General features: G+C 72.2%; 22 protein-coding genes. 4 read left to right on the forward strand and 18 right to left on the reverse strand.

Annotated features, from left to right (window positions below; translation table 11 throughout):
• Positions 1–7: 7 nt before the first annotated feature.
• Positions 8–1063, reverse strand: a complete 1056-nt coding sequence (locus DEJ06_RS09360; RefSeq protein ID WP_111039121.1) for an aminotransferase class V-fold PLP-dependent enzyme — start codon at positions 1061–1063, stop codon at positions 8–10.
• A gap of 70 nt (positions 1064–1133) precedes the next feature.
• On the opposite strand from DEJ06_RS09360, the gene DEJ06_RS09365 reads away from it, so the two are divergent.
• On the forward strand, positions 1134–2081 hold the full coding sequence (locus tag DEJ06_RS09365; protein WP_258372480.1) for a LysR family transcriptional regulator: 948 nt from the start codon (positions 1134–1136) through the stop codon (positions 2079–2081).
• A 65-nt stretch (positions 2082–2146) separates the two neighbouring features.
• On the opposite strand, the gene DEJ06_RS09375 is transcribed toward DEJ06_RS09365, so the two are convergent.
• From DEJ06_RS09375 to hrcA, 15 genes are all read right to left on the reverse strand, one after another.
• Positions 2147–2944, reverse strand: coding sequence for an isoprenyl transferase (locus tag DEJ06_RS09375; RefSeq protein WP_071251399.1), 798 nt, complete (start codon positions 2942–2944; stop codon positions 2147–2149).
• Positions 2941–3795 (reverse strand): DNA repair protein RecO, encoded by an 855-nt coding sequence (recO, locus tag DEJ06_RS09380; protein ID WP_027465318.1) that lies wholly within the window; start codon positions 3793–3795, stop codon positions 2941–2943. The genes DEJ06_RS09375 and recO overlap by 4 nt, the downstream gene beginning before the upstream one ends.
• A gap of 209 nt (positions 3796–4004) precedes the next feature.
• A complete protein-coding gene (leuA, locus tag DEJ06_RS09385) occupies positions 4005–5780 on the reverse strand; it encodes a 2-isopropylmalate synthase (protein WP_071405366.1) in 1776 nt (591 codons plus the stop codon).
• Positions 5781–6211: 431 nt separating this feature from the next.
• Positions 6212–7612 carry an ABC transporter permease gene (locus DEJ06_RS09390; protein WP_111039123.1) on the reverse strand — a complete coding sequence of 467 codons (1401 nt, stop codon included), beginning with the start codon at positions 7610–7612 and terminating at the stop codon, positions 6212–6214.
• On the reverse strand, positions 7609–8361 hold the full coding sequence (locus DEJ06_RS09395) for an ABC transporter ATP-binding protein (RefSeq protein WP_111023148.1): 753 nt from the start codon (positions 8359–8361) through the stop codon (positions 7609–7611). The genes DEJ06_RS09390 and DEJ06_RS09395 overlap by 4 nt, the downstream gene beginning before the upstream one ends.
• Positions 8362–8473: 112 nt before the next feature.
• Entirely contained in the window at positions 8474–9163 is a 690-nt protein-coding gene (locus tag DEJ06_RS09400) for a response regulator transcription factor (protein ID WP_035808237.1), read from the reverse strand.
• Positions 9160–10398 (reverse strand): sensor histidine kinase, encoded by a 1239-nt coding sequence (locus tag DEJ06_RS09405; protein ID WP_146245822.1) that lies wholly within the window; start codon positions 10396–10398, stop codon positions 9160–9162. The genes DEJ06_RS09400 and DEJ06_RS09405 overlap by 4 nt, the downstream gene beginning before the upstream one ends.
• A 73-nt stretch (positions 10399–10471) precedes the next feature.
• Positions 10472–11410, reverse strand: a complete 939-nt coding sequence (gene era / locus DEJ06_RS09410; protein ID WP_111039125.1) for a GTPase Era — start codon at positions 11408–11410, stop codon at positions 10472–10474.
• Entirely contained in the window at positions 11407–12729 is a 1323-nt protein-coding gene (locus DEJ06_RS09415) for a hemolysin family protein (RefSeq protein ID WP_110864648.1), read from the reverse strand. The genes era and DEJ06_RS09415 overlap by 4 nt, the downstream gene beginning before the upstream one ends.
• Positions 12730–12732: 3 nt before the next feature.
• Entirely contained in the window at positions 12733–13194 is a 462-nt protein-coding gene (gene ybeY / locus DEJ06_RS09420; protein ID WP_017886675.1) for an rRNA maturation RNase YbeY, read from the reverse strand.
• The gene (locus DEJ06_RS09425) at positions 13191–14333 is read right to left on the reverse strand and encodes a PhoH family protein (protein WP_111039126.1); all 1143 of its coding nucleotides are present in this window, start codon (positions 14331–14333) and stop codon (positions 13191–13193) included. The genes ybeY and DEJ06_RS09425 overlap by 4 nt, the downstream gene beginning before the upstream one ends.
• Positions 14323–14676, reverse strand: coding sequence for a histidine triad nucleotide-binding protein (locus DEJ06_RS09430; RefSeq protein WP_027465310.1), 354 nt, complete (start codon positions 14674–14676; stop codon positions 14323–14325). The genes DEJ06_RS09425 and DEJ06_RS09430 overlap by 11 nt, the downstream gene beginning before the upstream one ends.
• Before the next feature lie 38 nt (positions 14677–14714).
• Entirely contained in the window at positions 14715–15452 is a 738-nt protein-coding gene (locus DEJ06_RS09435; RefSeq protein WP_111039127.1) for a 16S rRNA (uracil(1498)-N(3))-methyltransferase, read from the reverse strand.
• Positions 15452–16564 carry a molecular chaperone DnaJ gene (gene dnaJ / locus DEJ06_RS09440; protein WP_017886671.1) on the reverse strand — a complete coding sequence of 371 codons (1113 nt, stop codon included), beginning with the start codon at positions 16562–16564 and terminating at the stop codon, positions 15452–15454. The genes DEJ06_RS09435 and dnaJ overlap by 1 nt, the downstream gene beginning before the upstream one ends.
• 33 nt (positions 16565–16597) lie before the next feature.
• Positions 16598–17617: a heat-inducible transcriptional repressor HrcA gene (gene hrcA, locus DEJ06_RS09445; RefSeq protein ID WP_027465308.1), complete on the reverse strand. Its 1020-nt coding sequence runs from the start codon at positions 17615–17617 to the stop codon at positions 16598–16600.
• A 110-nt stretch (positions 17618–17727) separates the two neighbouring features.
• Between hrcA and DEJ06_RS09450 the strand changes: the two genes are divergently transcribed.
• Positions 17728–18201, forward strand: coding sequence for a DUF4870 domain-containing protein (locus DEJ06_RS09450; protein WP_309146906.1), 474 nt, complete (start codon positions 17728–17730; stop codon positions 18199–18201).
• Positions 18202–18243: 42 nt separating this feature from the next.
• Here DEJ06_RS09450 and hemW read toward each other — a convergent pair whose 3' ends face one another.
• Positions 18244–19497 (reverse strand): radical SAM family heme chaperone HemW, encoded by a 1254-nt coding sequence (gene hemW / locus DEJ06_RS09455; RefSeq protein ID WP_111039167.1) that lies wholly within the window; start codon positions 19495–19497, stop codon positions 18244–18246.
• A 29-nt stretch (positions 19498–19526) separates the two neighbouring features.
• On the opposite strand from hemW, the gene DEJ06_RS09460 reads away from it, so the two are divergent.
• On the forward strand, positions 19527–20219 hold the full coding sequence (locus DEJ06_RS09460) for an HAD family hydrolase (protein WP_181436827.1): 693 nt from the start codon (positions 19527–19529) through the stop codon (positions 20217–20219).
• Positions 20220–20318: 99 nt separating this feature from the next.
• Here DEJ06_RS09460 and DEJ06_RS09470 read toward each other — a convergent pair whose 3' ends face one another.
• The gene (locus DEJ06_RS09470; RefSeq protein WP_035808235.1) at positions 20319–20966 is read right to left on the reverse strand and encodes a DUF1990 family protein; all 648 of its coding nucleotides are present in this window, start codon (positions 20964–20966) and stop codon (positions 20319–20321) included.
• Positions 20967–21097: 131 nt separating this feature from the next.
• On the opposite strand from DEJ06_RS09470, the gene DEJ06_RS09475 reads away from it, so the two are divergent.
• Positions 21098–21595 carry a hypothetical protein gene (locus DEJ06_RS09475; RefSeq protein ID WP_111039129.1) on the forward strand — a complete coding sequence of 166 codons (498 nt, stop codon included), beginning with the start codon at positions 21098–21100 and terminating at the stop codon, positions 21593–21595.
• The last annotated feature ends 34 nt before the right edge of the window (positions 21596–21629 follow it).

Below are 21629 nucleotides of genomic sequence, written 5' to 3' on the forward strand. Positions count from 1 at the left end.
TCCCCGCTCACCTCGCCGACGTGGCCGGCCCCACCCCGCCCAGTGCGGCCACGACGTCGGTCACGTCGGACTCGTCGTTCCACAGGTGGAACGCGATGCGCAGTCGCCCGGCACGCCCCGAGGCGGTGAGCCCCGCGGCGGTGAGGGCCCGGAGGGCCGACCCGTCGGCGTCCGCGAACGTCACGATCGCCTGCCCGTCACCCTGCCGAGGCGACCCGAGGGCGTCGCACAGCCGATCCGCGAGACCGGTGGCGTGCCTCCAGACCGCCTGCTGGTCGAGCGCGACCGCGTGCTCGAGCGCGGCCACGGCACCGGGCCACGCCTGCCAGGCCGGCGAGACGTCGAAGCGCCGCGCGTCGTCGGCCAGGTGCATGGCGGGGCCGTAGCAGGAGGACCACACGTCCGCTCCCGCGTACCAGCCGGCCTGCACCGGGCGGAGCCGGCCGAGGGCGGTGTCGGAGAGCGTCATGAACGCGACGCCGCGCGGAGCGCAGAGCCACTTGTAGGTGTGCGTGAGCGTCACGTCGAACGGGGCGGCGTCGACGGGCAGGACGCCGGCGGCCTGCGTGAGGTCGCAGAGGGTCAGGGCTCCGACACGTCGGGCGGCGGCCACGACCGGGTCGGGGTCGGTGACCACGCCGGTGGCGGACTGCACCGCGGACCACGCGACGAGGGCGGTGTCGGGCCCGACCGAGGCGGCGAGCCGGTCCAGCGGGACGCTCCGGACCCGGACGCCGCGGTGTGCCTGGGCGAGGAACGGGAAGACGACCGAGCTGAAGTCGCCGTCGGGGACGACCACCTCGGCGCCGTCCGGCAGCGCGTCGGCGACGACCGCGGCCATCACCGAGGTCTGCGAGCCCGTCGCGACGCGCTCCGCCGGGACGCCGACCAGCGCGGCGAAGAGCGCACGTCCCTGCTCGACCAGCGCGCCGTACCGGGCGGGCGACGTCTCGGCCCGCGACCACGCGTCGAGGTCGGCGCGCTGGGCGGCGAGGGTGCCGCGGGTCGGCAGGCCCGCGGTGCACGCCGCCAGGTAGCCGCGGCCGGCGGGGAAGGAGTCCATGCGGACAGCGTCCCGGTTCCCGACCCATCACACCAGGGCCGATCCGTTGTGCCACCGATAACATCGGATGATGGACGAGATCGATCCCCAGTTGCTCCTGGTCCTGCGTGCCGTGGCCGACGGCGGGTCGATCACCCGCGCTGCCGCCGCACTCGGGTCGAGCCAGCCGGCCGTCAGCCAGCTGCTGGCCCGGGCCGAGCAGCGTCTCGGGCACGCGCTGGTGCTGCGCGGCGGACGCGGGGCCACGCTCACCCACGCCGGCCAGGTGCTCGCCGACCACGCCCTGCACGTGCAGGCCGCCCTGACCGCGGCGCGCGAGGACCTCGACGCCGTCGGCGGACTCAGCCGTGGCCGGGTGCGACTCGCCGGGTTCCCGAGCGCGTCCTCCGCCCTGGTGCCCGCCGTGCTCGCCCGGCTCGCCGCGACGGCGCCCGGCGTGACGACCTCGTACGTCGAGGTCGAGCCGCCCGAGGCACTCGACCTGCTGCGCGGTGGCGAGGTCGACGTCGCCCTCACCTTCACCTACGTCGGCGACGAGGTCGGGACCACCCCGGACCCGGGCCTCGTCACCCGGGCGCTCGGTCGCGACCCGCTCGCGCTGGTGACGCCGGTCGAGCCAGGAGGCTCTGAGCGACTCCGCACCGCCGGCTCCACCGTCGTGGACCTCGCGTCCCACCACGACGCCCGGTGGATCGGGGGCTGCCCGCGGTGCCGTGGGCACCTGCTCGCCTCGTGCGCGAGCGCGGGGTTCACGCCGGACATCGTGCTCGAGACGGACAACGCCGCCGCGGTGGTGGGACTCGTCGCCGCCGGGCTCGGGGTGGCGCTGCTCCCCCGGCTGGCTCTCGCGACGACGGTCATCCCCGCCGGTGTCGCGATCGACCCCGTGGACGACGAGCTGGCCCGGCGTGTCGAGGTCGTCGTCGCCCGCGGCGCCGAGCGGGTGCCGAGCGTCCGTGCGGCGCTCGACGCGGTGCGCTCCGCGGCCCACCTGCTCGAGGGCCCGCTGCCGGGCTGACGGGCCGGGCTCGGGGGCTTGGGCTCGGGCTCGGGCTTGGGCTTGGGCTTGGGCTTGGGCTCGGGCTAGGCCGTCGGGGTGTCGACCGCGCCGCCGTAGCGTCGGTCGCGGCTGGCGTACTCCTCGATCGCACCCCACAGGTCCGTGCGACGGAAGTCCGGCCAGAGCCGGTCGAGGAACACCATCTCGGCGTAGGCGGACTGCCACAGCAGGAAGTTGCTCGTGCGCTGCTCCCCCGAACTCCGGAGGAACAGGTCGACGTCGGGCATCTCGGGCACGTACAGCCGCTTCGCCAGGGCCTTCTCGGTGACCTGGCTCGGCTTCAGGCGACCGGCTGCGACGTCCTCGGCCATGCCCCGCACGGCGTCGACGATCTCGTTCCGGCCGCCGTAGTTCACGCACATCGTCAGCGTCAGGACGTCGTTGCCCGCGGTCATCCGCTCGGCGGTCTCGAGCTCGTCGATGACGCTCCGCCACAGCCGCGGACGCCGGCCTGCCCACCGCACCTTGACGCCCCACTGGTGCAGCTGGTCACGGCGACGGCGGATGACGTCGCGGTTGAAGCCCATCAGGAACCGGACCTCTTCCGGGGAGCGCTTCCAGTTCTCGGTCGAGAACGCGTACGCCGACACGTGCCCGACGCCGATCTGGATCGCCCCGGCGACGACGTCGAGCAGTGAGGCCTCGCCCGCCTTGTGCCCCTCGATCCGGGTCAGCCCGCGGCCGTTCGCCCACCGGCCGTTGCCGTCCATGACGATGGCCACGTGCTCCGGCACGAACCGGGCCGGGATCGCCGGGGGCGTCTCGCCGGTCCAGTCGATCGGGCGGAACGGTTCGACGTCGTCGGGGCGGCGGGGGCTCATGCGGTGGGGGCTCCTTCGACAGCGGGATCAGGGTCGGGCTCGGGCACGGCGGGTGCCGGGGTCGAGGCCACCGCACGTGCTGTCGCCTCGGGTCCGCCGTGGGTCTGCGGCACCGGCATCGGGTGCTCGGAGCGGTCGACGTGCGGCAGGGACCGGAGCGATCGTTCCAGGTGCCACTGGGCGTAGGCCGCGACCACGCCGGAGGCCCGCGAACGTGTCCGCTCGTCGGTGGCGTCGACCGTCGCCCAGTCGCCGGCGAGCAGGGAGCCGAGCACCCCGAGCGTCGCCGGGTCGAGCCGCGGGGTCCCCGGGGGTGCCGCACGGTCGGCGACGACACCACCGAGCTGCACCACGAACGCCGAGTGCGGGCCGGGCTCCCCCGTCACCGCACAGTCGCTGAACGAGGGGGCCCACCCCGCGATGCTCATCGCGCGGAGCAGGTACGAGTCGAGGGTCGCGCTGGACTGGTGCTCCCCGCGCGACAACGAGCGCAGCGCCCCGACGAGCAACAGGTACTGCTGCAGCCCGGCGTCGGCCTCGCTCAGTCGGTCGGCGGTCTCGACCATGGCGCTGGCCGCGGTGTACGCGCCGTAGTCGGCGACGATCTGGGCTCCGTACGCGCCGAGGGACTCCGCCTGGGTGACGATGTCGAGCGACCGGCCCTCGTAGAACTGGGCGTCCACGACCATGAACGGCTCGAGCCGGCTGCCGAACTTCGACGCCGTTCGTCGCACGCCCTTGGCCACGGCACGGATCTTGCCGTGCTGCCGCGAGAGCATCGTGACGATGCGGTCGGCTTCACCGAGCTTGTGGGTGCGCAACACGACGCACTCGTCCCGGTACAGCGGCATGCCCCCAGTATCCCCCGCCCCGCCGACAGCCGCGTGCGGTGCGGGCGGGGCCCGGGCGTACCGAGTGGAATCGGGCGTACCTGGTCGGAAGAAACGACCAGGTACGCCCGATTCGACCTGCCATCGCGCGTGACGGGGGAAAGACCGGGCACAGACAGGAGGCGCAGTGCGGGACGGACCCGCACCGCGCCTCCAGGCCTGGTTGCGTCTCAGGCGGAGACGAGCTCCGGCGCGTCGGCACCGGCCGCGGCGCCCGCGCGCACCGCGCGGTTCACCGCGGACACGATCGCCTTGAGCGACGCCGTCGAGATGTCGGCGTCGATGCCGACGCCCCACAGACGCACGCCGTCGACGTCGAGCTCGACGTAGGACGCGGCCTTCGCGTCACCGGAGGCGCTCATCGTGTGCTCCGAGTAGTCGTACAGCGTGACCTGGACGCCCTGCTCGGCGAGCACCTTCAGGAACGCGTCGATGGGACCGGTGCCGACGGCCTCGGCCGTGACCGCACCCTCGTCGACCCGGAGCGCCACGGACAGCGAGGTCGTTCCCTCGAAGTCGCTCGACGTCGCCGTCTTGGTGAGCTCGTACCGGCCCCACTTCTCGTCGTCGATCGACGCCGGCAGGTACTCGTCCTGGAACACGTCCCAGATGCGCTGCGACGAGAACTCGCCGCCCTCGGTGTCGGTGTGCCGCTGCACGACGCCGGAGAACTCGATCTGCAGCTTGCGGGGCAGGTCGAGGGCGTGGTCGGTCTTGAGCAGGTAGGCCACACCGCCCTTGCCGGACTGCGAGTTGACACGGATGACGGCCTCGTACGAGCGGCCGATGTCCTTCGGGTCGACGGGCAGGTACGGCACCGCCCACTCGATCTCGTCGATGTCCTTGCCCGCGGCGGCGGCCTTGGCCTTCATCGCCTCGAAGCCCTTGTTGATGGCGTCCTGGTGCGAGCCGCTGAACGCCGTGTACACGAGGTCGCCCGCCCACGGCTGGCGCTCGGGCACCGGCAGCTGGTTGCAGTACTCGACGGTGCGCTTCACCTGGTCGATGTCGGCGAACGAGATCTCCGGGTCGATCCCCTGGGTGAACAGGTTCATGCCGAGGGCGACCAGGTCCACGTTGCCGGTGCGCTCACCGTTGCCGAACAGGCAGCCCTCGATGCGGTCGGCGCCGGCCATGTAGCCGAGCTCGGCGGCCGCGACCGCGGTGCCGCGGTCGTTGTGCGGGTGGAGCGACAGGATGACGTCCTCGCGGTGGGCGAGGCGGCGGGACATCCACTCGATCGAATCGGCGTAGACGTTCGGCGTGGCCATCTCGACGGTGGCGGGCAGGTTGATGATGACCTTGCGCTCGGGCGTCGGCTCGAAGACCTCGAGGACGGCGTTGCAGATCTCCAGTGCGACCTCGAGTTCGGTGCCCGTGTAGGACTCCGGCGAGTACTCGTAGTAGATCGTCGTGTCGTGCTGCAGCGTCGCCTCGGCGGCCTTGCAGAGCTTCGCGCCGGTGACCGCGATGTCCACCACGCCCTGCACGTCGGTGCGGAAGACGACCTCGCGCTGCACGATGCTCGTCGAGTTGTACAGGTGGACGATGGCCTGCTTCGCGCCGTCGATCGCCTCGTAGGTGCGCTGGATGAGGTGCTCGCGCGCCTGGGTCAGCACCTGGATGGTGACGTCGTCGGGGATCGCGCCCTCGTCGATCAGCGACCGGACGAAGTCGAAGTCGGTCTGCGAGGCGCTCGGGAACCCGACCTCGATCTCCTTGTAGCCCATCCGGACGAGGAGGTCGAACATCGCCCGCTTGCGCTCGGCGTCCATCGGGTCGATGAGGGCCTGGTTGCCGTCACGCAGGTCGACCGCACACCAGCGCGGTGCCTTGTCGATGCGCTTCGTGGGCCAGGTGCGGTCCGGCAGGTCGACGCTGATCTGCTCGTGGAACGGGACGTACTTGTGGATCGGCATCCCGGAGGGCTGCTGGGTGTTCTGCATCGTTCTTCGCTTTCGTCGCGTGTTCGTGAGCTGTTGTGGTGCGGCCACGACGGACTCCGCGACGAGGTGGGCCGGAGTGTCAGGCCTCGTCGCGGCAGCGAAGGAGGAGGAGTGCCGAGTACATCGGGACCCACGGTAGCACCGGAGCAGCGGGCGGGCGCAAGCGTGTGACGTGGGACTGCCCGGCGCCGTCGAACGGGGCGCCGAGTGGGGTGCCGAGTGGTCGCGACATGCCGCGGGCCGGTCGCCCAGTGGTCACGTTGTGTCGCCCGGCCCGCGTCTGGACGACGGTTCGTGACACCTCGGCGGACGGGAGCGGCGTGGCCGGGCCGGGCAGGGCACGTCGGCGCGACCCCACGACGGACGGGAGGCCCGGTGCCAGCTGGCACCGGGCCTCCCGTGTCGTCGAGTGGTGCGACCAGGGCGACGGGTCAGTCGACCGCGAGGGCCTCGGTCGGCGGGACGCGCATCGCGCGCCGTACCGGGGCGATGGTGGCGACGACCGCCAGGACCAGTGCGCCGATCACGACGATGCCGATGGTCAGCGGCGGCAGCACCGGCGCCACGGGCGTCCCGAGCGAGCCGAGCAGGGTCTGCCCGCCGACCCAGCCGTACAGCGTGCCGAGTGCGAGCCCCGCGACGACGGCCGCGACGACCATCTGCACGGCCTCGGTCACGATCATCCGTCGGACCTGCGCACCGGTCAGGCCGAGCACCCGCAGCAGCCCGAGTTCGCGTCGACGCTGGAGCACCCCGAGCGCCAGGGCGTTGACGACCCCGACGGCGGCGATCACGGCGGAGAAGCCGACGATCACGCTGACGACGGCGTTGATCTGCACGAAGAGGTCGCGCTGCGCCTCGATCATCTCGGGGGTGGCGCTCCCCGCGCTCATGGCGCGCATCTCGGTCTCGAGCACGTGCTGCATGATGCCGAGCGCGACCGCGAAGGTGACGAGCAGGGTGACGCCGATGACGAGCCCGATGGTCGCCCGCGAGGACCGTCCCGGCGCCCGCATCGCGTTCCGTCCGGCGAGCAGGACGACGGGGTCGTGCGAGCCGATGCGGCCGATGAGCTGCAGCACGGGCGGCATCACGGTCGTCGCCCCCACGGCGACCCCCGCGAAGGACACGAACCCGCCGAGCGCCGCCGGCAGGACCGCGACCGGGGACAGCGAGCTCACCGCGAGCCCGAGCAGCATGAGCACCGCGCCGCCGGCCATGAGCACGATCGACCAGACCTTGCGGGCCGTGCCGGACCGGACGTCGTCGTGGCTCGGCTCGACGGACGACGACAGCGCTTCGAGCGGGGTGACGGTGAGCACGCGGCGCGACCCGGCAGCGAAGGCCCCCCAGGTGGCGAGGACGACGGCCACGACCGGCAGGACGAGCTCCCACGGCACGTACGTGTACTCGGCGTCGGGCAGGACCCCGTTGCCCCGCAGGACGATGACGAACAGGGCCGAGAGCGCGGTCCCCACGACGGCGCCGACGACGCCGCCGAGCACGCCGACCACCAGGCCGGTGCGGGTGATCCGCGCCCGCAGGGTCGCACCGGTCGCGCCGACCAGCCGCTGCAGGGCGATGATCCGGGTCTGCCCGGCGATCAGGGTGGCGCAGGTGTTCGCGGTGACGATCGCGCCGACGTAGAGCGCGATGCCGAGGAACAGCCACCCGACCACCGACAGGATCGCCTTGATCGGGCCGAGGTCGGCGACCCCGGCGGCTCGGAGCGCCTCGGTCACGATCCCCGGCGCGATGACGAGGGCTGAACCGAACGTGGTGCCGAGGGCGGCGACCAGGACGGTGGGGGCGAAGGAGCGGACGCCGTTCACGCTGCTGCCTCCATCCCGAGCATCGTCGTGGAGATCGCGCCGGCGTCCATCGCGGGGCGGTCGGCGACGATCCGGCCGTCGGCCAGGAACAGGATCCGGTCGGCGTTCGCGGCCGCCACCGGGTCGTGCGTGACCATGACGACGCTCTGGCCCCACTCCTGGACGGCACCGCGGAGGATCGCGAGCACGTCGCGCCCCGTGCGGGAGTCGAGCGCGCCGGTCGGTTCGTCGGCGACGACCACCGCCGGCCGCGAAGCGAGCGCCCGTGCGATGGCGACGCGCTGCTGCTGCCCGCCGGAGAGCTGGTGCGGACGGTGGGTCAGCCGGTTGCCGAGCCCGAGCATCTCGACCAGCCGGTCGATCCAGGCGGTCTCCTCACGCGAGGGCTTGTGCCCACCGAGCAGGAACGGCAGCCGGATGTTCTCGCTGACGTCCAGCGTCGGGACGAGGTTGAACGACTGGAACACGAAGCCCAGCCGACGACGACGCAGCTCGGTGAGGTCCTTGTCGCCCAGGGCCGTGATGTCGACGCCGTCGATCTGGATCCGACCGGTGGACACGGCGTCGAGGCCGGCCGCGACGTGCATGAGCGTCGACTTGCCGGACCCGGACGGGCCCATCACCGCGGTGAACTCCCCCGCGCCGATGTCGACGCTGACGTCGTCGAGCGCGGTCACACGTCGGGCGTCGTCGCCGTAGTGCTTGGACACGTGGTCGAGGCGGATGATCGGGGCGTGGCTCGTGGTCATGCATCCACGATGACGGTCAGCGGTCCTGTCCCGCGTCGCCCGGTCGGCTCCTGTGGATCGTCCGCTCGGCTCGGTTGCCTGTGGAGGGGTCATCCCCGCGGATGACCCGGCCTCAGTCGGCCTTGGTGACGAGCCCGTGTTCGTGGGCGAAGACGACGAGCCGCACCCGGTCGCGGAGTTCGAGCTTCGTCAGGACCCGCGAGATGTGCGTCTTCACGGTCGCCTCACTGACGTACTCGTGCTGGGCGATCTCGCTGTTGCTGAACCCCCGGGCGGCCAGGTCGAAGATCTCGCGCTCACGCGGGGTGAGGTCGGCGAAGGCCGCGGGGACGGCGGCGGCGCGGCCGACCGAGTCGTCGTACCGGCGCAGGAGCTCCCGCGTGGCCGACGCGGCGAACACCGCGGTGCCGGCGTGCACGGTCCGGACCGCCGCGAGCAGGAACTCGGGGTCGGCGTCCTTGAGCACGAAGCCGCTCGCACCGGCGCGGATGGCCTTGGCAGCGGCCTCGTCGAAGTCGAACGTGGTCAGCACGAGGACCTTCGCGCCGTCGGTGCCGGACTGCTCGACGATGTGACCGGTCGCCGTGATGCCGTCCATCACGGGCATCCGGACGTCCATGAGCACCACGTCGGGACGGGTCCGCCGGACGAGTTCGACCCCCTCGGCACCGTCGCCCGCCTCGCCCACGAACCGCAGGTCGGGCTGCGAGTCGATGAGCATCCGGATGCCGGTGCGGAACAGCGCCTGGTCGTCGACGAGGGCGACGCGGATCGAGTGCTCGTCGGTCGGGATCGTGGTCATCGGGTGCTGCGCTCCTGCTCGGTCGGGGTGATCCGGCCGCGGGGCATCTGCCCGCTGGCCGGGACGGTCGGCATCCGGACGGCGACCGCGAAGTCGTCCCCTCGGGCCCCGGCGGTCATGGTGCCGCCGGTCATCACGGCGCGCTCGCGCATGCCGACCAGACCGTGGCCCGTGCCGGGGCCGCGGACGCCGTCGTCGGCACGGCGGTTCACGACGGCGATCTCGACGGTGTCCGGCCGGTAGGTCAGGGCGGCACGCACCGGGCTGCCGGGCTCTCCGTGCTTGTACGCGTTCGTCAGGCTCTCCTGGACGATCCGGTAGACCGCGAGTTGCGTGGTGGTGGGCAGCCCGGCGGGGTCGCCCTCGCGTTCCACGCGCACGTCGAGCCCGAGCTGCCGCATCTCGTCGACGAGCCGGTCGATGTCGTCGATCTCGGGCGTCGGCGCCGTCCCCTGCTCGTGCCGGAGCGCGCCGAGGAGTTCCCGCACGTCGCCGAGGGCTCGGCGGGCCGTGGCCGAGATGGTGCTCAGGGCCTGGTCGGCGACGGCGGGGTCGGCCTTCAGGGCGTACCGGGCACCGTCGGACTGCGCGATGACCACCGCGAGCGAGTGCGCGACGATGTCGTGCATGTCGCGGGCGATCCGCACGCGCTCCTGCTCGACCGCGACGGCCCGGTCGGCCCGCGCGGCGTCACGTTCGGCGAGCAGCTGGGCCTCGCGACTCATGCTCGCCGAACGACGGGTCCGGACCACGAGTCCGGCGAGCCACGGCAGCAGCAGCAGGAGCAGGACGACGGCGAAGAACGAGAGCGTGACCTGCAGGGACTCCTGCAGCGGCGTGGAGGCGGTCTCGTAGGTGAGCCGGTTCTGGTAGTCGTCGAAGCCCATGTACGCGGCCGCGGCCACGGACCCGACGATCGCCGACACGAGCCCGGCCAGCCGAACACGGCGGCTGCCGTACGCACTCGTCGTGTACATGACGCCGGCGATGAACGCGTTCGACACGTCCGGTACCTGCAGGGTGACCATCTCGAAGACCGCGAACACCCACGCCACGGCCAGGGCGAGCCCGGGTGACAGGCGCCGGAGTGCCAGGGCGGCGGTCATCCCGACGACGGTGACCACGGACGACGGCCCGTCGATCCCGCGCCCGCTGGCGACCAGCACGAGGCCGCCGAGCAGCACGGCGATCAGCAGGTCGGTGATGACCTGCGCGCGCAGCATGGGACGGAACACCCGTCCACGGTACGGCGGGCCGCTCGTCCCCGCGTCCCTCGCCCGGATGACCCGGGGTGCGAACGGCGGACGGTCAGAAGCCGAGGCGTCCGAGCTGCTTCGGGTCACGCTGCCACTCCTTGGCCACCTTCACGCGGATGTTCAGGTAGACGTGCCGGCCCCCGAGCAGCGACTCGATCTCGACGCGGGCCCGCGAACCGACGTCCTTCAGGCGCTCGCCCTTGTGTCCGATGACGATCGCCTTCTGGCTGTCCCGCTCGACGAACAGGTTCGCGAAGATGCGCAGGGGGCCGTCGGGGTCCTCGTCGGCGTCGGGCTCGACGATGTCCTCGATGACCACGGCGAGCGAGTGCGGCAGCTCGTCGCGGACGCCCTCGAGCGCGGCCTCGCGGATGAGCTCGCCGATGCGCTCCTCGTCGGTCTCCTCGGTCACCGCGCTCGAGTCGTACAGCTGCGGCGACTCGGGCAGCAGGCTCGTGACGACGCCGAGCAGGTCTTCGAGCTGCATGCCCCGGGTGCCCGAGGTCGGCACCACGGCGTCCCAGTCGCGGAGCTTCGAGACGGCCAGCAGCTGCTCGCCGACGCGGTCCTTGGAGGCGCTGTCGATCTTGGTGACGATCGCGATCTTCTTGGCGCGCGGGTACTGGTCGAGCGTGTCGTTGATGAACCGGTCACCGGGACCGACGGGCTCGTTCGCCGGCACGCAGAACCCGATCACGTCGACGTCGCCGAGGGTGGACTGCACGAGGTCGTTGAGCCGTTCGCCGAGCAGGGTGCGCGGACGGTGCACGCCCGGGGTGTCGACGATGATCACCTGGCCGTCGGGCCGGTGCACGATCCCGCGGATGGCGCGCCGGGTGGTCTGCGGCTTCGACGAGGTGATGGCGACCTTCTCACCCACCAGGGCGTTGGTCAGCGTCGACTTGCCGACGTTCGGACGGCCGACGAACGAGACGAAGCCCGCGCGGTAGGGCTTCTCCGAGCCGGCCTGGGTGGTGTCGGTGTCGGTCATGCGTGCGTGGTTCCCGTCGTGGTGGGTTCGGCGTCGTCGAAGGCGTCCTCGACGTCGGCCAGGGCGTGGGTGCGCTCGGCGAGCACGGTGATGAGGTGGCGGCGCTTGCCCTCGACCCGGTCGGCGGTCAGGACGACCCCGGACACGGTGACGGTGTCGCCGGAGACGGCCAGGTGTCCGAGCTCCTTGGTGAGCAGGCCACCGGCGGTGTCGACGTCGTCGTCGTCGAGCTCGATGCCGAACAGGTCGCCGAGCTCGTCGATCGGCAGTCGGGCGGAGATCCGCCAGATGCCCGGTTCGACCTCGGTCCGGTCGACGACGGCGCGGTCGTACTCGTCGGAGATGTCCCCGACGAGCTCTTCGATGAGGTCCTCCATGGTCACGAGCCCGGCGACTCCGCCGTACTCGTCGACCACCAGCACCAGGTGGTTCTTGGCGACCTGCATGTGCCGCAGGGTGTCGTCGGCGTGCTTCGACTCCGGCACGAACTCGGCGGGCCGCAGCAGCCGGCTGACCCGCTCGCTGCGGGACGCTGGTCGTTCGTACAGCGACCGTGCGACGTCGCGCAGGTAGAGCACGCCCCGCACGTCGTCGCTGTCCTTGCCGGTCACCGGCATCCGGGACACCCCGGCGGCCAGGAACTGCTCCATGGCCGCGGCGAGCGTCTCGGCTCCGTCGACGGTGAGCATGTCCGTGCGGGGCACCATGACCTCGCGCACCAGGGTGTCGCTGAACTCGAACACCGAGTGGATGAGCTCGCGGTCCTCGTCCTCGAGCACGTTGCTCTCGGTGGCCTCGTCGACGAGCGAGAGCAGCTGCTCCTCGCTCGACACGGTGGAGGCGCTCCGGCCGCGGCCGGGGGTGACCCGGTCGCCGATCCGGACGAGCAGCCCGGCCAGCGGACCGAGCACGATGCGGACCCCACGGACGATGCCGCCGGTCGCACCGATCAACCGCTCGGCGTGGGCGCGTCCGACGCTGCGCGGGCTCGACCCGACCAGCACGAACGACACCGCGGTCATGATCGCGGCCGAGAGCACGAGTGCGAGCCACCAGCTGTCGAAGGCGCGCACGAGGGCGATCGTCACGAGCACCGCGGCCGCGGTCTCGGCGAGGACGCGGAAGAAGTTCAGCGCGTTGACGTGCGCCCCGACGTCGTCCGCGATCGCCTCGATGGCGCGGCGGCGCTTGTTGCCCCTGGCGATCTCCTCGAGGTCGGCACGGGAGACCACCGAGAGCGCGGCGTCGCTCGCGGCGAGGAGTCCGCCGAGCACGACGAGCCCCAGCGCCACCGCGAGGAGTCCGGCGACGACGACCACCGGCTACCGCCCTCGGTGCTGGGCGGCGAAGGCGGTCAGGATCTCGCCCTGGATGCCGAACATCTCGGCCTTCTCGTCGGGCTCGGCGTGGTCGAAGCCGAGCAGGTGCAGGATGCCGTGGCAGGTGAGCAGCAGCATCTCGTCGGTGCTCGAGTGCCCGGCGGTCTTCGCCTGCTCCTCGGCCACCTGCGGGCAGAGCACGATGTCGCCCAGCAGCCCGGCCGGCGTGGGGTCGTCCTCGGTGCCGGGACGCAGTTCGTCCATCGGGAAGCTCAGGACGTCCGTCGGACCGGGCTCGTCCATCCACCGCACGTGCAGCTGCTCCATCGCGCCCTCGTCGACCAGCACGATCGCGAGCTCCGCATCGGCGTGGACGTGCATCGCGTCCAGGGCGAAGGCGGCGAGCCGCTGGATCGCGGCCTCGTCCACCTCGACGCCGGACTCGTTGTTGAGCTCGATGCTCACCGGGTGCCTCCTCGGGCGTCGTTCTGGGGGTACGGGGGTCGTGCGCGGTCCTGCGGCGGGCGCCCACGGCGTTCGGCGCGGTTGGCGCCGTCGGGGTTGCCGACCGGGGCGGTGCCACGGCCACCGGGGCGCTGCCCGGCCTGCTCGGCGAGGCGCTCCTCGTCGTAGACCGTGTAGGCGTCGACGATCCGGCCGACGAGGGTGTGGCGGACCACGTCCTCGCTGCCGAGACGGGCGAAGTGGATGTCCTCGACCTCGTCGAGGATGCGGGTCACGAGCCGGAGACCGGAGACGTTGCCCGGCAGGTCGACCTGGGTGATGTCGCCCGTGATGACCATCTTCGAACCGAACCCGAGGCGGGTCAGGAACATCTTCATCTGCTCGGGCGTGGTGTTCTGCGCCTCGTCGAGCACCACGAAGGAGTCGTTGAGCGTCCGGCCGCGCATGTACGCCAACGGGGCGACCTCGACGGTGCCGGCCGCCAGGAGCTTCGGGACCAGCTCCGGGTCCATCATCTCGTTCAGGGCGTCGTACAGCGGGCGCAGGTACGGGTCGATCTTGTCGGTCAGCGTGCCCGGCAGGAAGCCGAGCCGCTCGCCGGCCTCGACCGCGGGACGGGTGAGGATGATCCGGGTGACCTCGCGCCGCTGCAGCGCCTGCACGGCCTTGGCCATCGCCAGGTACGTCTTGCCGGTACCGGCCGGACCGATGCCGAACGTGATGGTGTGCTCGTCGATGGCGTCGACGTAGGCACGCTGCCCGTCCGTCTTCGGCCGCACGGACTTGCCGCGGCTCGACACGATCGGGGTGCCGAAGGTGTCGGACGGCTTGCGGTCGTCGTCGAGGATCCGTGCCGACATCGGGATGTCGGCCGGGCCGATCTCCTGCCCACGCCTGACCATGCCGACGAGCTCGTCGACGAGCGCCTTCGCGCGGGCGACGTCGCGCTCGGGCCCGGTCAGCGTGACCTCGTTGCCACGGACGACGACCCGGACGCCCGGGTACTGGCGCTCGACCGTCTTGAGCAGACGGTCCTGGGGGCCGAGCAGCTGCACCATGGCGATGCCGTCGACCTGGAGCGAGACCGAGACGGGTTCGTCGTCGGCGGCGGTGGGCTGTACTGGTTCGTTAACCGGCAAGGGTGCCTTCCTGCAGTTCACCTGCGAGTACGTGCGCGTGCACGTGGAACACGGTCTGACCGGCGGCTTCGCCGGTGTTGAAGACGAGTCGGAACTGGCCGTCGGCGCGCTCGTCGGCGATGCGCTGCGCGGTGGCGACGACGTGGGCCAGCAGGTCGGGGTCGCCCGCTGCGAGTTCGCCGACGTTCGCGTACTGCTCGGTCTTGGGGACGACGAGCACGTGGACGGGAGCCTTCGGGGCGATGTCCTCGATCGCGATCACACGGTCGTCCTCGGCGACGATGGTCGCCGGGATCTCGCGCGCGATGATCTTGGAGAAGACGCTGGGCGTGCTGCTGCTCATGGCTCCATCGTAGGACGCGCCCGACGGCGTGGTCCGGCTCACCAGCGGCCCAGTCGCGCCTGCAGGACAGCGAGTGCCGCCGGTCCGGCGGTGGACGTGCGGAGCACGCTGTCACCGAGTCGGACCCGCACGGCACCCGCGGCCTCGAGCCGGTCGAGCTCGGCGCCGTCGATGCCGCCTTCGGGGCCGACCACGAGTGCGATGTCCTCGGCGTCCGTCGGGGGTGCCCAGGTGGCGAGTCGCACGGTCGCGGTCGGGTCGAGCAGGACGAGGGCGGTCCCCTCCCCGAGCGCGGACACGAGCTGTCCGGTCGTCACCAGCGGCGCGACGACGGGCACGCGCGGACGGATCGCCTGCTTCGCGGCCTCGTGCGCGATCGCTGCCCACCGGGCACGGCCCTTCTCGACCTTCGCGCCGTCCCACCGGGACACGCTGCGCGCGGCCGACCACGGCACGACCCGGTCGACGCCGATCTCGGTCGCCGCCTGCACCGCCATCTCGTCGCGGCCGCCCTTCGCCAGGGCCTGCACGAGGGTCAGCGACGGGCGCGGTGCATCCTGGTGCTCGACGGTCTCGACCGCGAGCTCCAGCGTGTCCTTGCCGAGCGTGGTGACGGGACCGGACACCACGGTGCCCCGACCGTCGGCGATCCGCAGGACCTCGCCGACCCGGACGCGCGCGACGGAGACCGCGTGCCGGCCCTCGGCGCCGTCGAGCGACACCGGGTCACCGACGGCGACGCCGTCCAGCGAGTCGACGAGGTACAGCGACGCCATCAGTGGTTGAAGAACCGGTCGCGGAGCTTGCCGAACATGCCCTGCTGGAACCGGGCGAGCTGCGGGGCGGTGGTCTTGTGCGACTTCGCGAGCTGCTCGACCAGCTGTCGTTCCTTGTGGGACAGCTTGGTCGGGGTGACGACCTGCACGCCGACCCGCAGGTCACCGCGGCCGTTCCCGCGCAGCTTCGTGATGCCGCGGTCCTTGATGACGAGGACGTCGGCGCTCTGCACGCCGGGACGGATCTCGAGCTCGACCGGACCGTCGAGGCCGTCGATCGTGGTGGTCGTGCCGAGGACGGCGTCGGTCATGCCGACCTCGAGCGTCGCCAGCAGGTCGTCGCCGTCACGGCTGAAGACGTCGTCGTGGCGTACACGGATCTCGAGGTACAGGTCGCCGGACGGACCGCCCGCCGGACCGACCTCGCCCTGGCCGGGCATCTGGAGGCGCAGGCCGGAGTCGACGCCCGCGGGGACGTCCACCGGCACGGTGCGACGTGCGCGGACGCGGCCCTGACCCTGGCAGGTCGGGCAGGGGCTCGGGATGACGGTGCCGTAGCCGCGGCACGTGCCGCACGGGGCGCTCGTCACCACGTTGCCCAGGAGCGAACGGACCTGGCGCTGGATGTGCCCGGAGCCGCCGCAGATGTCGCACGTGCGCGGGCTGGTGCCCGGTGCGCAGCAGGAACCGTGGCAGGTCTCGCACAGCACCGCCGTGTCGACCTCGACGTCCTTGTGGGTGCCGAAGACGACCTCGTCGAGGTCGACCTCGATGCGGAGCAGGGCGTCCTGACCGCGCTCGGCACGGCTGCGCGGGCCCGAGCCACGGCCGCCGCCACCGCCGCCGCCGAAGAAGGCGTCGAAGATGTCGCTGAAGCCGCCGGCGCCACCGCCGAAGGGGCTGTCGGCCTGCGGGCCGGCGTCGTACCGGCGTCGCTGCTCGGGGTCGCTCAGCACGTCGTACGCGTGCGTCACGTCCTTGAAGCGCTCGGCGGCGTCGGGTGCCGGGTTCACGTCCGGGTGGAGCTCACGCGCCAGGCGGCGGTAGGCCTTCTTGATGTCGGCATCGGAGGCGTCTCGCTGGACGCCGAGGACGTCGTAGTGGTCTGCCACGTATCCCTCAGTCGGTTGGGTTCGGTCGGTTGGTCAGTGTTCGCCCAGGAGCTTGGACAGGTAGCGGGCGACGGCGCGGACGGCGGCCATGTTCGTGCCGTAGTCCATGCGGGTCGGTCCGAGGACGCCCAGTCGGGCCACCTCGCCACCGGCCAGGTAGCCGCCGGCGACGATGCTCGTGGCGTCGAGTCCGTACTCGGCGTTCTCGACGCCGATGCTGGCCGCCACCGCGATGTCGTCCACCTGCATCTCCCCGAACAAGCGGAGCAGGGTGACTTGTTCCTCGATCGCTTCGAGCACCGGGAAGAGGCCGCCGGAGAAGTCCTGCTCGCTCTTCGCCAGGTTGGCCGCACCGGCCATCAGCAGGCGGTCCTGCCGGTTCGCCGCGACCTGCTCGATGAGCGTGGCGACGACGACCCCGCCGAGCGTCTGGGCGTCGGGGCGGAGCTGCTGCGGCACGGCTCGGAGCGCGGTCGGGACGTCCTGCAGCAGGAGCCCCACCGTCGCGCCGTTCACCACGGTGCGGAGTTCGCCCAACGAGTCCTCGTCGAGCGGGACGTCGGTCTCGACCACGCGCTGTTCGACGCGGGCGGTGTCGGTGATGAGCACCACCATCAACCGGGCGTCACCGAGCCGGACGAGCTCGACGTGCTGCACCCGGGCGCGCACCATCGAGGGGTACTGCACCAGGGCGACCTGGTTGGTGAGCTGGCTGAGCAGCCGGACGGTGCGCCCGAGGACCTCGTCGAGGTCGTTCGGGGCGCCGAGGAAGGTCTCGATGGCGTGCCGCTGCGCGCTGGAGAGCGGACGGGCACCCGCCAGGTGGTCCACGAAGACGCGGTACCCCTTGTCGGTCGGCACGCGCCCGGACGAGGTGTGCGGTGCGGCGATCAGCTGCTCGTCCTCGAGCAGGGCCATGTCGTTGCGGATCGTGGCGGCACTGACCCCGAAGGCGTGTCGCTCGACGATGGTCTTCGACCCGACGGGTTCACGCGACGCCACGTAGTCGCGCACGATGGCCTTGAGGACCTCGAGGCTGCGTTCACTGACCACGAGCGCCTCCTTTCCCGATCGACCTGGCACTCGGACGTGTCGACTGCTGATCCTACGCCCGACCGCTGACGGCCCGGGACTTCCGGGCGGTCGGCCGATACGCTTCCGCCATGACCTACGGACAGCAGCCCGACGGCCCCGGACCCGAGCAGCCCGGCGGCCCGTACGGCCACGGCCCCGGTGGCCCCCAGCAGCCCGGCGGGACCCAGTACCCTGGCGGGCCGCAGTACCCCGCCGGCTACACCCCGCCCCAGCCGATGAGCCCGGAGGACCAGCGCCTGTGGGCCACGCTGACGCACATCGGTGGCATCTTCTTCACCGTCGTCGCGCCGCTCGTCGCCTACCTGGTCCTCCGCGATCGAGGCGGCTTCATCCGGGAGCACACCCGGGTCGCCCTGAACTTCCACATCACGATGGCGATCGCGTACTTCGTCGGTTCGCTCACCTCGGTGTTCGGCGTCGGGTTCCTGATCATCCTCGCCGCTGCGATCGTGTCGCTGATCTTCAGCATCATGGCGGCGGTCGCCGCGAACCAGGGCCAGTTCTACCGCTACCCGCTCTCGATCGAGTTCATCAAGCAGTAGCGGCAGCGGCACGCAGTGCGCACCAAGCAGTGCGCACTCCCCTCAGTCGAGCAGCTCCCGCACCACCGCGTCGGCGAGCAGGCGACCCTGCAGGGTCAGGTCGATCCGTCCCCGCACCGCGGCCGACCCGTCCACGAGTCCGCGTGCGATGAGGCCGGCGACCCGGCCACGGGCCTCCTGGCGGATCTCGCTCGTCGCGAGCTCCCCGCGGACCCGCGCCGCCAGCAGCAGTCGCTCGACGTACCGCGTCTCGTCGTCGATGGTCTCGCGGCCGGCGGCCGGCGACTCCCCCGACAGCACCCGGTTCGCGTACGCGGCCGGGTGCTTGACGTTCCACCAGCGCGTGCCGGCGACGGCGGAGTGGGCTCCGGGTCCGACGCCCCACCAGTCGTGGCCCTTCCAGTAGGACAGGTTGTGGCGACTCGCGTGCGCGTCGCCGCGCGCCCAGTTCGACACCTCGTACCAGGAGTAGCCCGCGTCGCCGAGCACCTCGTCGGCGAGCTCGTACATGTCGGCGGCCAGGTCGTCGTCGGGGGCGGGGAGCTCACCGCGGGCGACCATGCGGCCCATCGCGGTGCCGTCCTCGACGATGAGCGAGTACGCCGACACGTGGTCGGGCTCGCAGGCGATCGCGGCGTCGAGCGAGGTCCGCCAGTCGGCGAGAGACTCCCCCGGCGTCGAGTAGATGAGGTCGAGCGAGACGTCGAGTCCCTGCTGCTTCGCGAGGTCGACGACGACGGGGACCCGGAGCGGGTCGTGCGTGCGGTCGAGCGTGGCGAGCACGTGCGGCACGGCGGACTGCATGCCGTAGCTGATCCGGTTGAAGCCGCCGGCCCGCAGGGTCTCGAGCGACGCCGCGTCGACCGAGTCCGGGTTCGCCTCGGTGGTGACCTCGGCCCCGGGCAGGATGCCCCAGGTGTCGTCGATCGCACGGAGGATCATCGCCAGGTCGGACGCCGGCAGCATGGTCGGGGTGCCGCCGCCGAAGAAGACGGTCGACACCGGCCGCCGCGGCACACCAGAACGATCGAGCACGGTCGCGGCCCACTCGATCTCGCGCACGGCGTGGCCGGCGTAGTCGTCGCGACGGACGCCGCGGAGCTCCGACGCCGTGTAGGTGTTGAAGTCGCAGTAGCCGCAGCGCACGCGGCAGAACGGCACGTGCACGTACACGCCGAAGGGCACGTCACCGGCGGTGGGAGCAGCCCCCGGCCCGGCAGCGGAGCCCGCTGCCGCCCACGGGGTGATCAGGCCGTCTGCTGGTGCTGGATCGGCGATCGGGAGAGCACTCGGCATGGAGTCCATTGTCCGTCATGATGGGAGCCATGGAGCACCATCCCGTCCCCACCACGGTCCTGTGGGACATCGACGGCACCCTCGTGATGAACGCGTCGTCCCCGGGCAACCTCTACCACCTCGCCCTCGAGCGGGCGGTTGGCCGCGACCTCACCCTGCGGGTCGGGCACCAGCACGGTCGGACCGACGCCGGGCTCATCGCCGAGCACGTGCGCGCCCACGCGTTCGAGGACACCCTGATCCCCTCGGTCAGCCGGCACCTGCACGACCTGACCGCCGAACGGCACGCCTCCGGCGACCACCGCAGCCCCGTCCCCGGGGCGAAGGCGCTCCTGACCCGCTTCGCCGAGCTCGGGTGGCGCAACGGCCTGCTCACCGGCAACTCCGAGTACCGCGCCCGGGTGAAGCTCACCGGTGCCGGGTTCGACGCCGACGTCTTTGACTGGGAGCACTCGTACTTCGGGGACACCGAGGTCGAGCGGGCCGGGGTCACCCTGCGCGCCGCCGCGGAACTGGTCGGCACCCGGGCGGTCATCGTCGGCGACACCCCGCGCGACGGCGAGGCCGCGGACGCCGCGGGCATCCCCTTCCTGGCCGTGGCGACGGGTGTCTACGACGTCGATGCGCTGCGGCACACGAACGCCGTGACCGTCGCGCGCGACTGCCAGCAGGACGCCGCCCTCATCGAGGACGCGATCGCCGCACTCCCACCGCTCCGCTGAGGAGCAGGAGCGGGAGCGGGAGCGGGAGCGGGAGCGGGAGCGGGAGCGGGAGCGGGAGCGGGAGCGGGAGCGGGAGACCGCGACCGAGCGACCAGACGCCTAGTCGCCCCGCAGCGCCGCCAGGTACTTCTCCGCCATGACCTTCTGCTGCCGCCGCACGAACGGCGCCACGAAGCGCCACTTCCGGCTCGCCGGCTGCGAGAACTGCCGGACCTGCAGCCACACCGAGCCGTCCGGGGTGCGCTCGACGACGAACGACTCCTCGCCGGAGAGCGGGTGCCCCTCGAGCGTGCCGTAGGCGAACCCCTTGCGGTCGTGCTCGTCGATGATCGACACGACGCGCACCGGCGCCAGCACGGTCTGCCCGAACGCGTGGATCGTCAGCGTCGCGCTGGTGCCCGCCGTCAGCAGCGGGGTGCCGTCGGGGGCGAACTTCTCGACCCGGGGCGTCCCGATGGACGCCGGGGCGATCGGCACACCGTCGTCGTCGAAGGTCACCGGGTTGTACCGGACCTCGTCGTCGTCGGGCTGCTCCTCGACGCGCACGCGGACACCGCTGCGCTCCTGGATCTGCCACGTCAGTGCCTGCACGACGGCGGTCTCGAACCGCTGGTCGCCGTGTCCGATCCGCGCGCGCGACTCGGCCGGCGTGAAGCCGTCCGGCGGGTAGGTCATGAGGTCCGACGCCTGGGTCGCCCCCACCGCGCCGTACGTCAGGGCGGTCCGGTAGCTCCCGCGGATGCTCATGCCGCCATGGTACTTGGACGGGCCGCCCCGGATCGAACCGATGCCCGCTCACCTCCGCCTGATCGGCCCGTCCGCCGTGCACCCCGAACTGGAGGCCCGACAACCGTCCGCCCCGCGGGTATCGTCAGCAGGTGCCCCGCCACACCCCCGCCCGCCCGCGGTCCGTCGACCGCCGGACCGCCGTCCTCGCCGCGCTCACGCTCCTCGCGTTCGGCGTGGCGGCGACCGCCCGGGTGCTGGTGGACGTGACGACCTCGGCCGCAGCGTCGCCCGCCCGGTACGCCACCGCCGCGATCGCCCCCGAGGCCTGGAACGGCTTCGACACCGCGAACGTCATCGCCGCTGTGGGGGCGAGCTGCGCCGGCGCGGGGGTGCTGCTGTTCGGTGCTGTGCTGGTGTCGGCGGTGCGGCGTGATCGCGGCCGCCGGCTGCCGCTGGTCCTCGCGGTCCTGACACTCGCGATGGTCGTCGGCGCCGTGGTCGCCGGGGTGGCCTCCGGCGATCAGACCGACTTCGACGCGGCTGCCCACTGGGCCATCCTGCGGACCGCACTGGCGGGACTGGCCGCAGCGAGCCTCCCGGCCCTCTGCCTGGCCGCCCTGCGGGCTCGCGCCCGCCGGACCGGCTGACCGCGCACCGGGCTTTCGCGCTCACCGACAGATC

The organism is Curtobacterium sp. MCLR17_051 (assembly GCF_003234395.1).
GTDB classification, from domain to species: Bacteria; Actinomycetota; Actinomycetes; order Actinomycetales; family Microbacteriaceae; genus Curtobacterium; species Curtobacterium flaccumfaciens.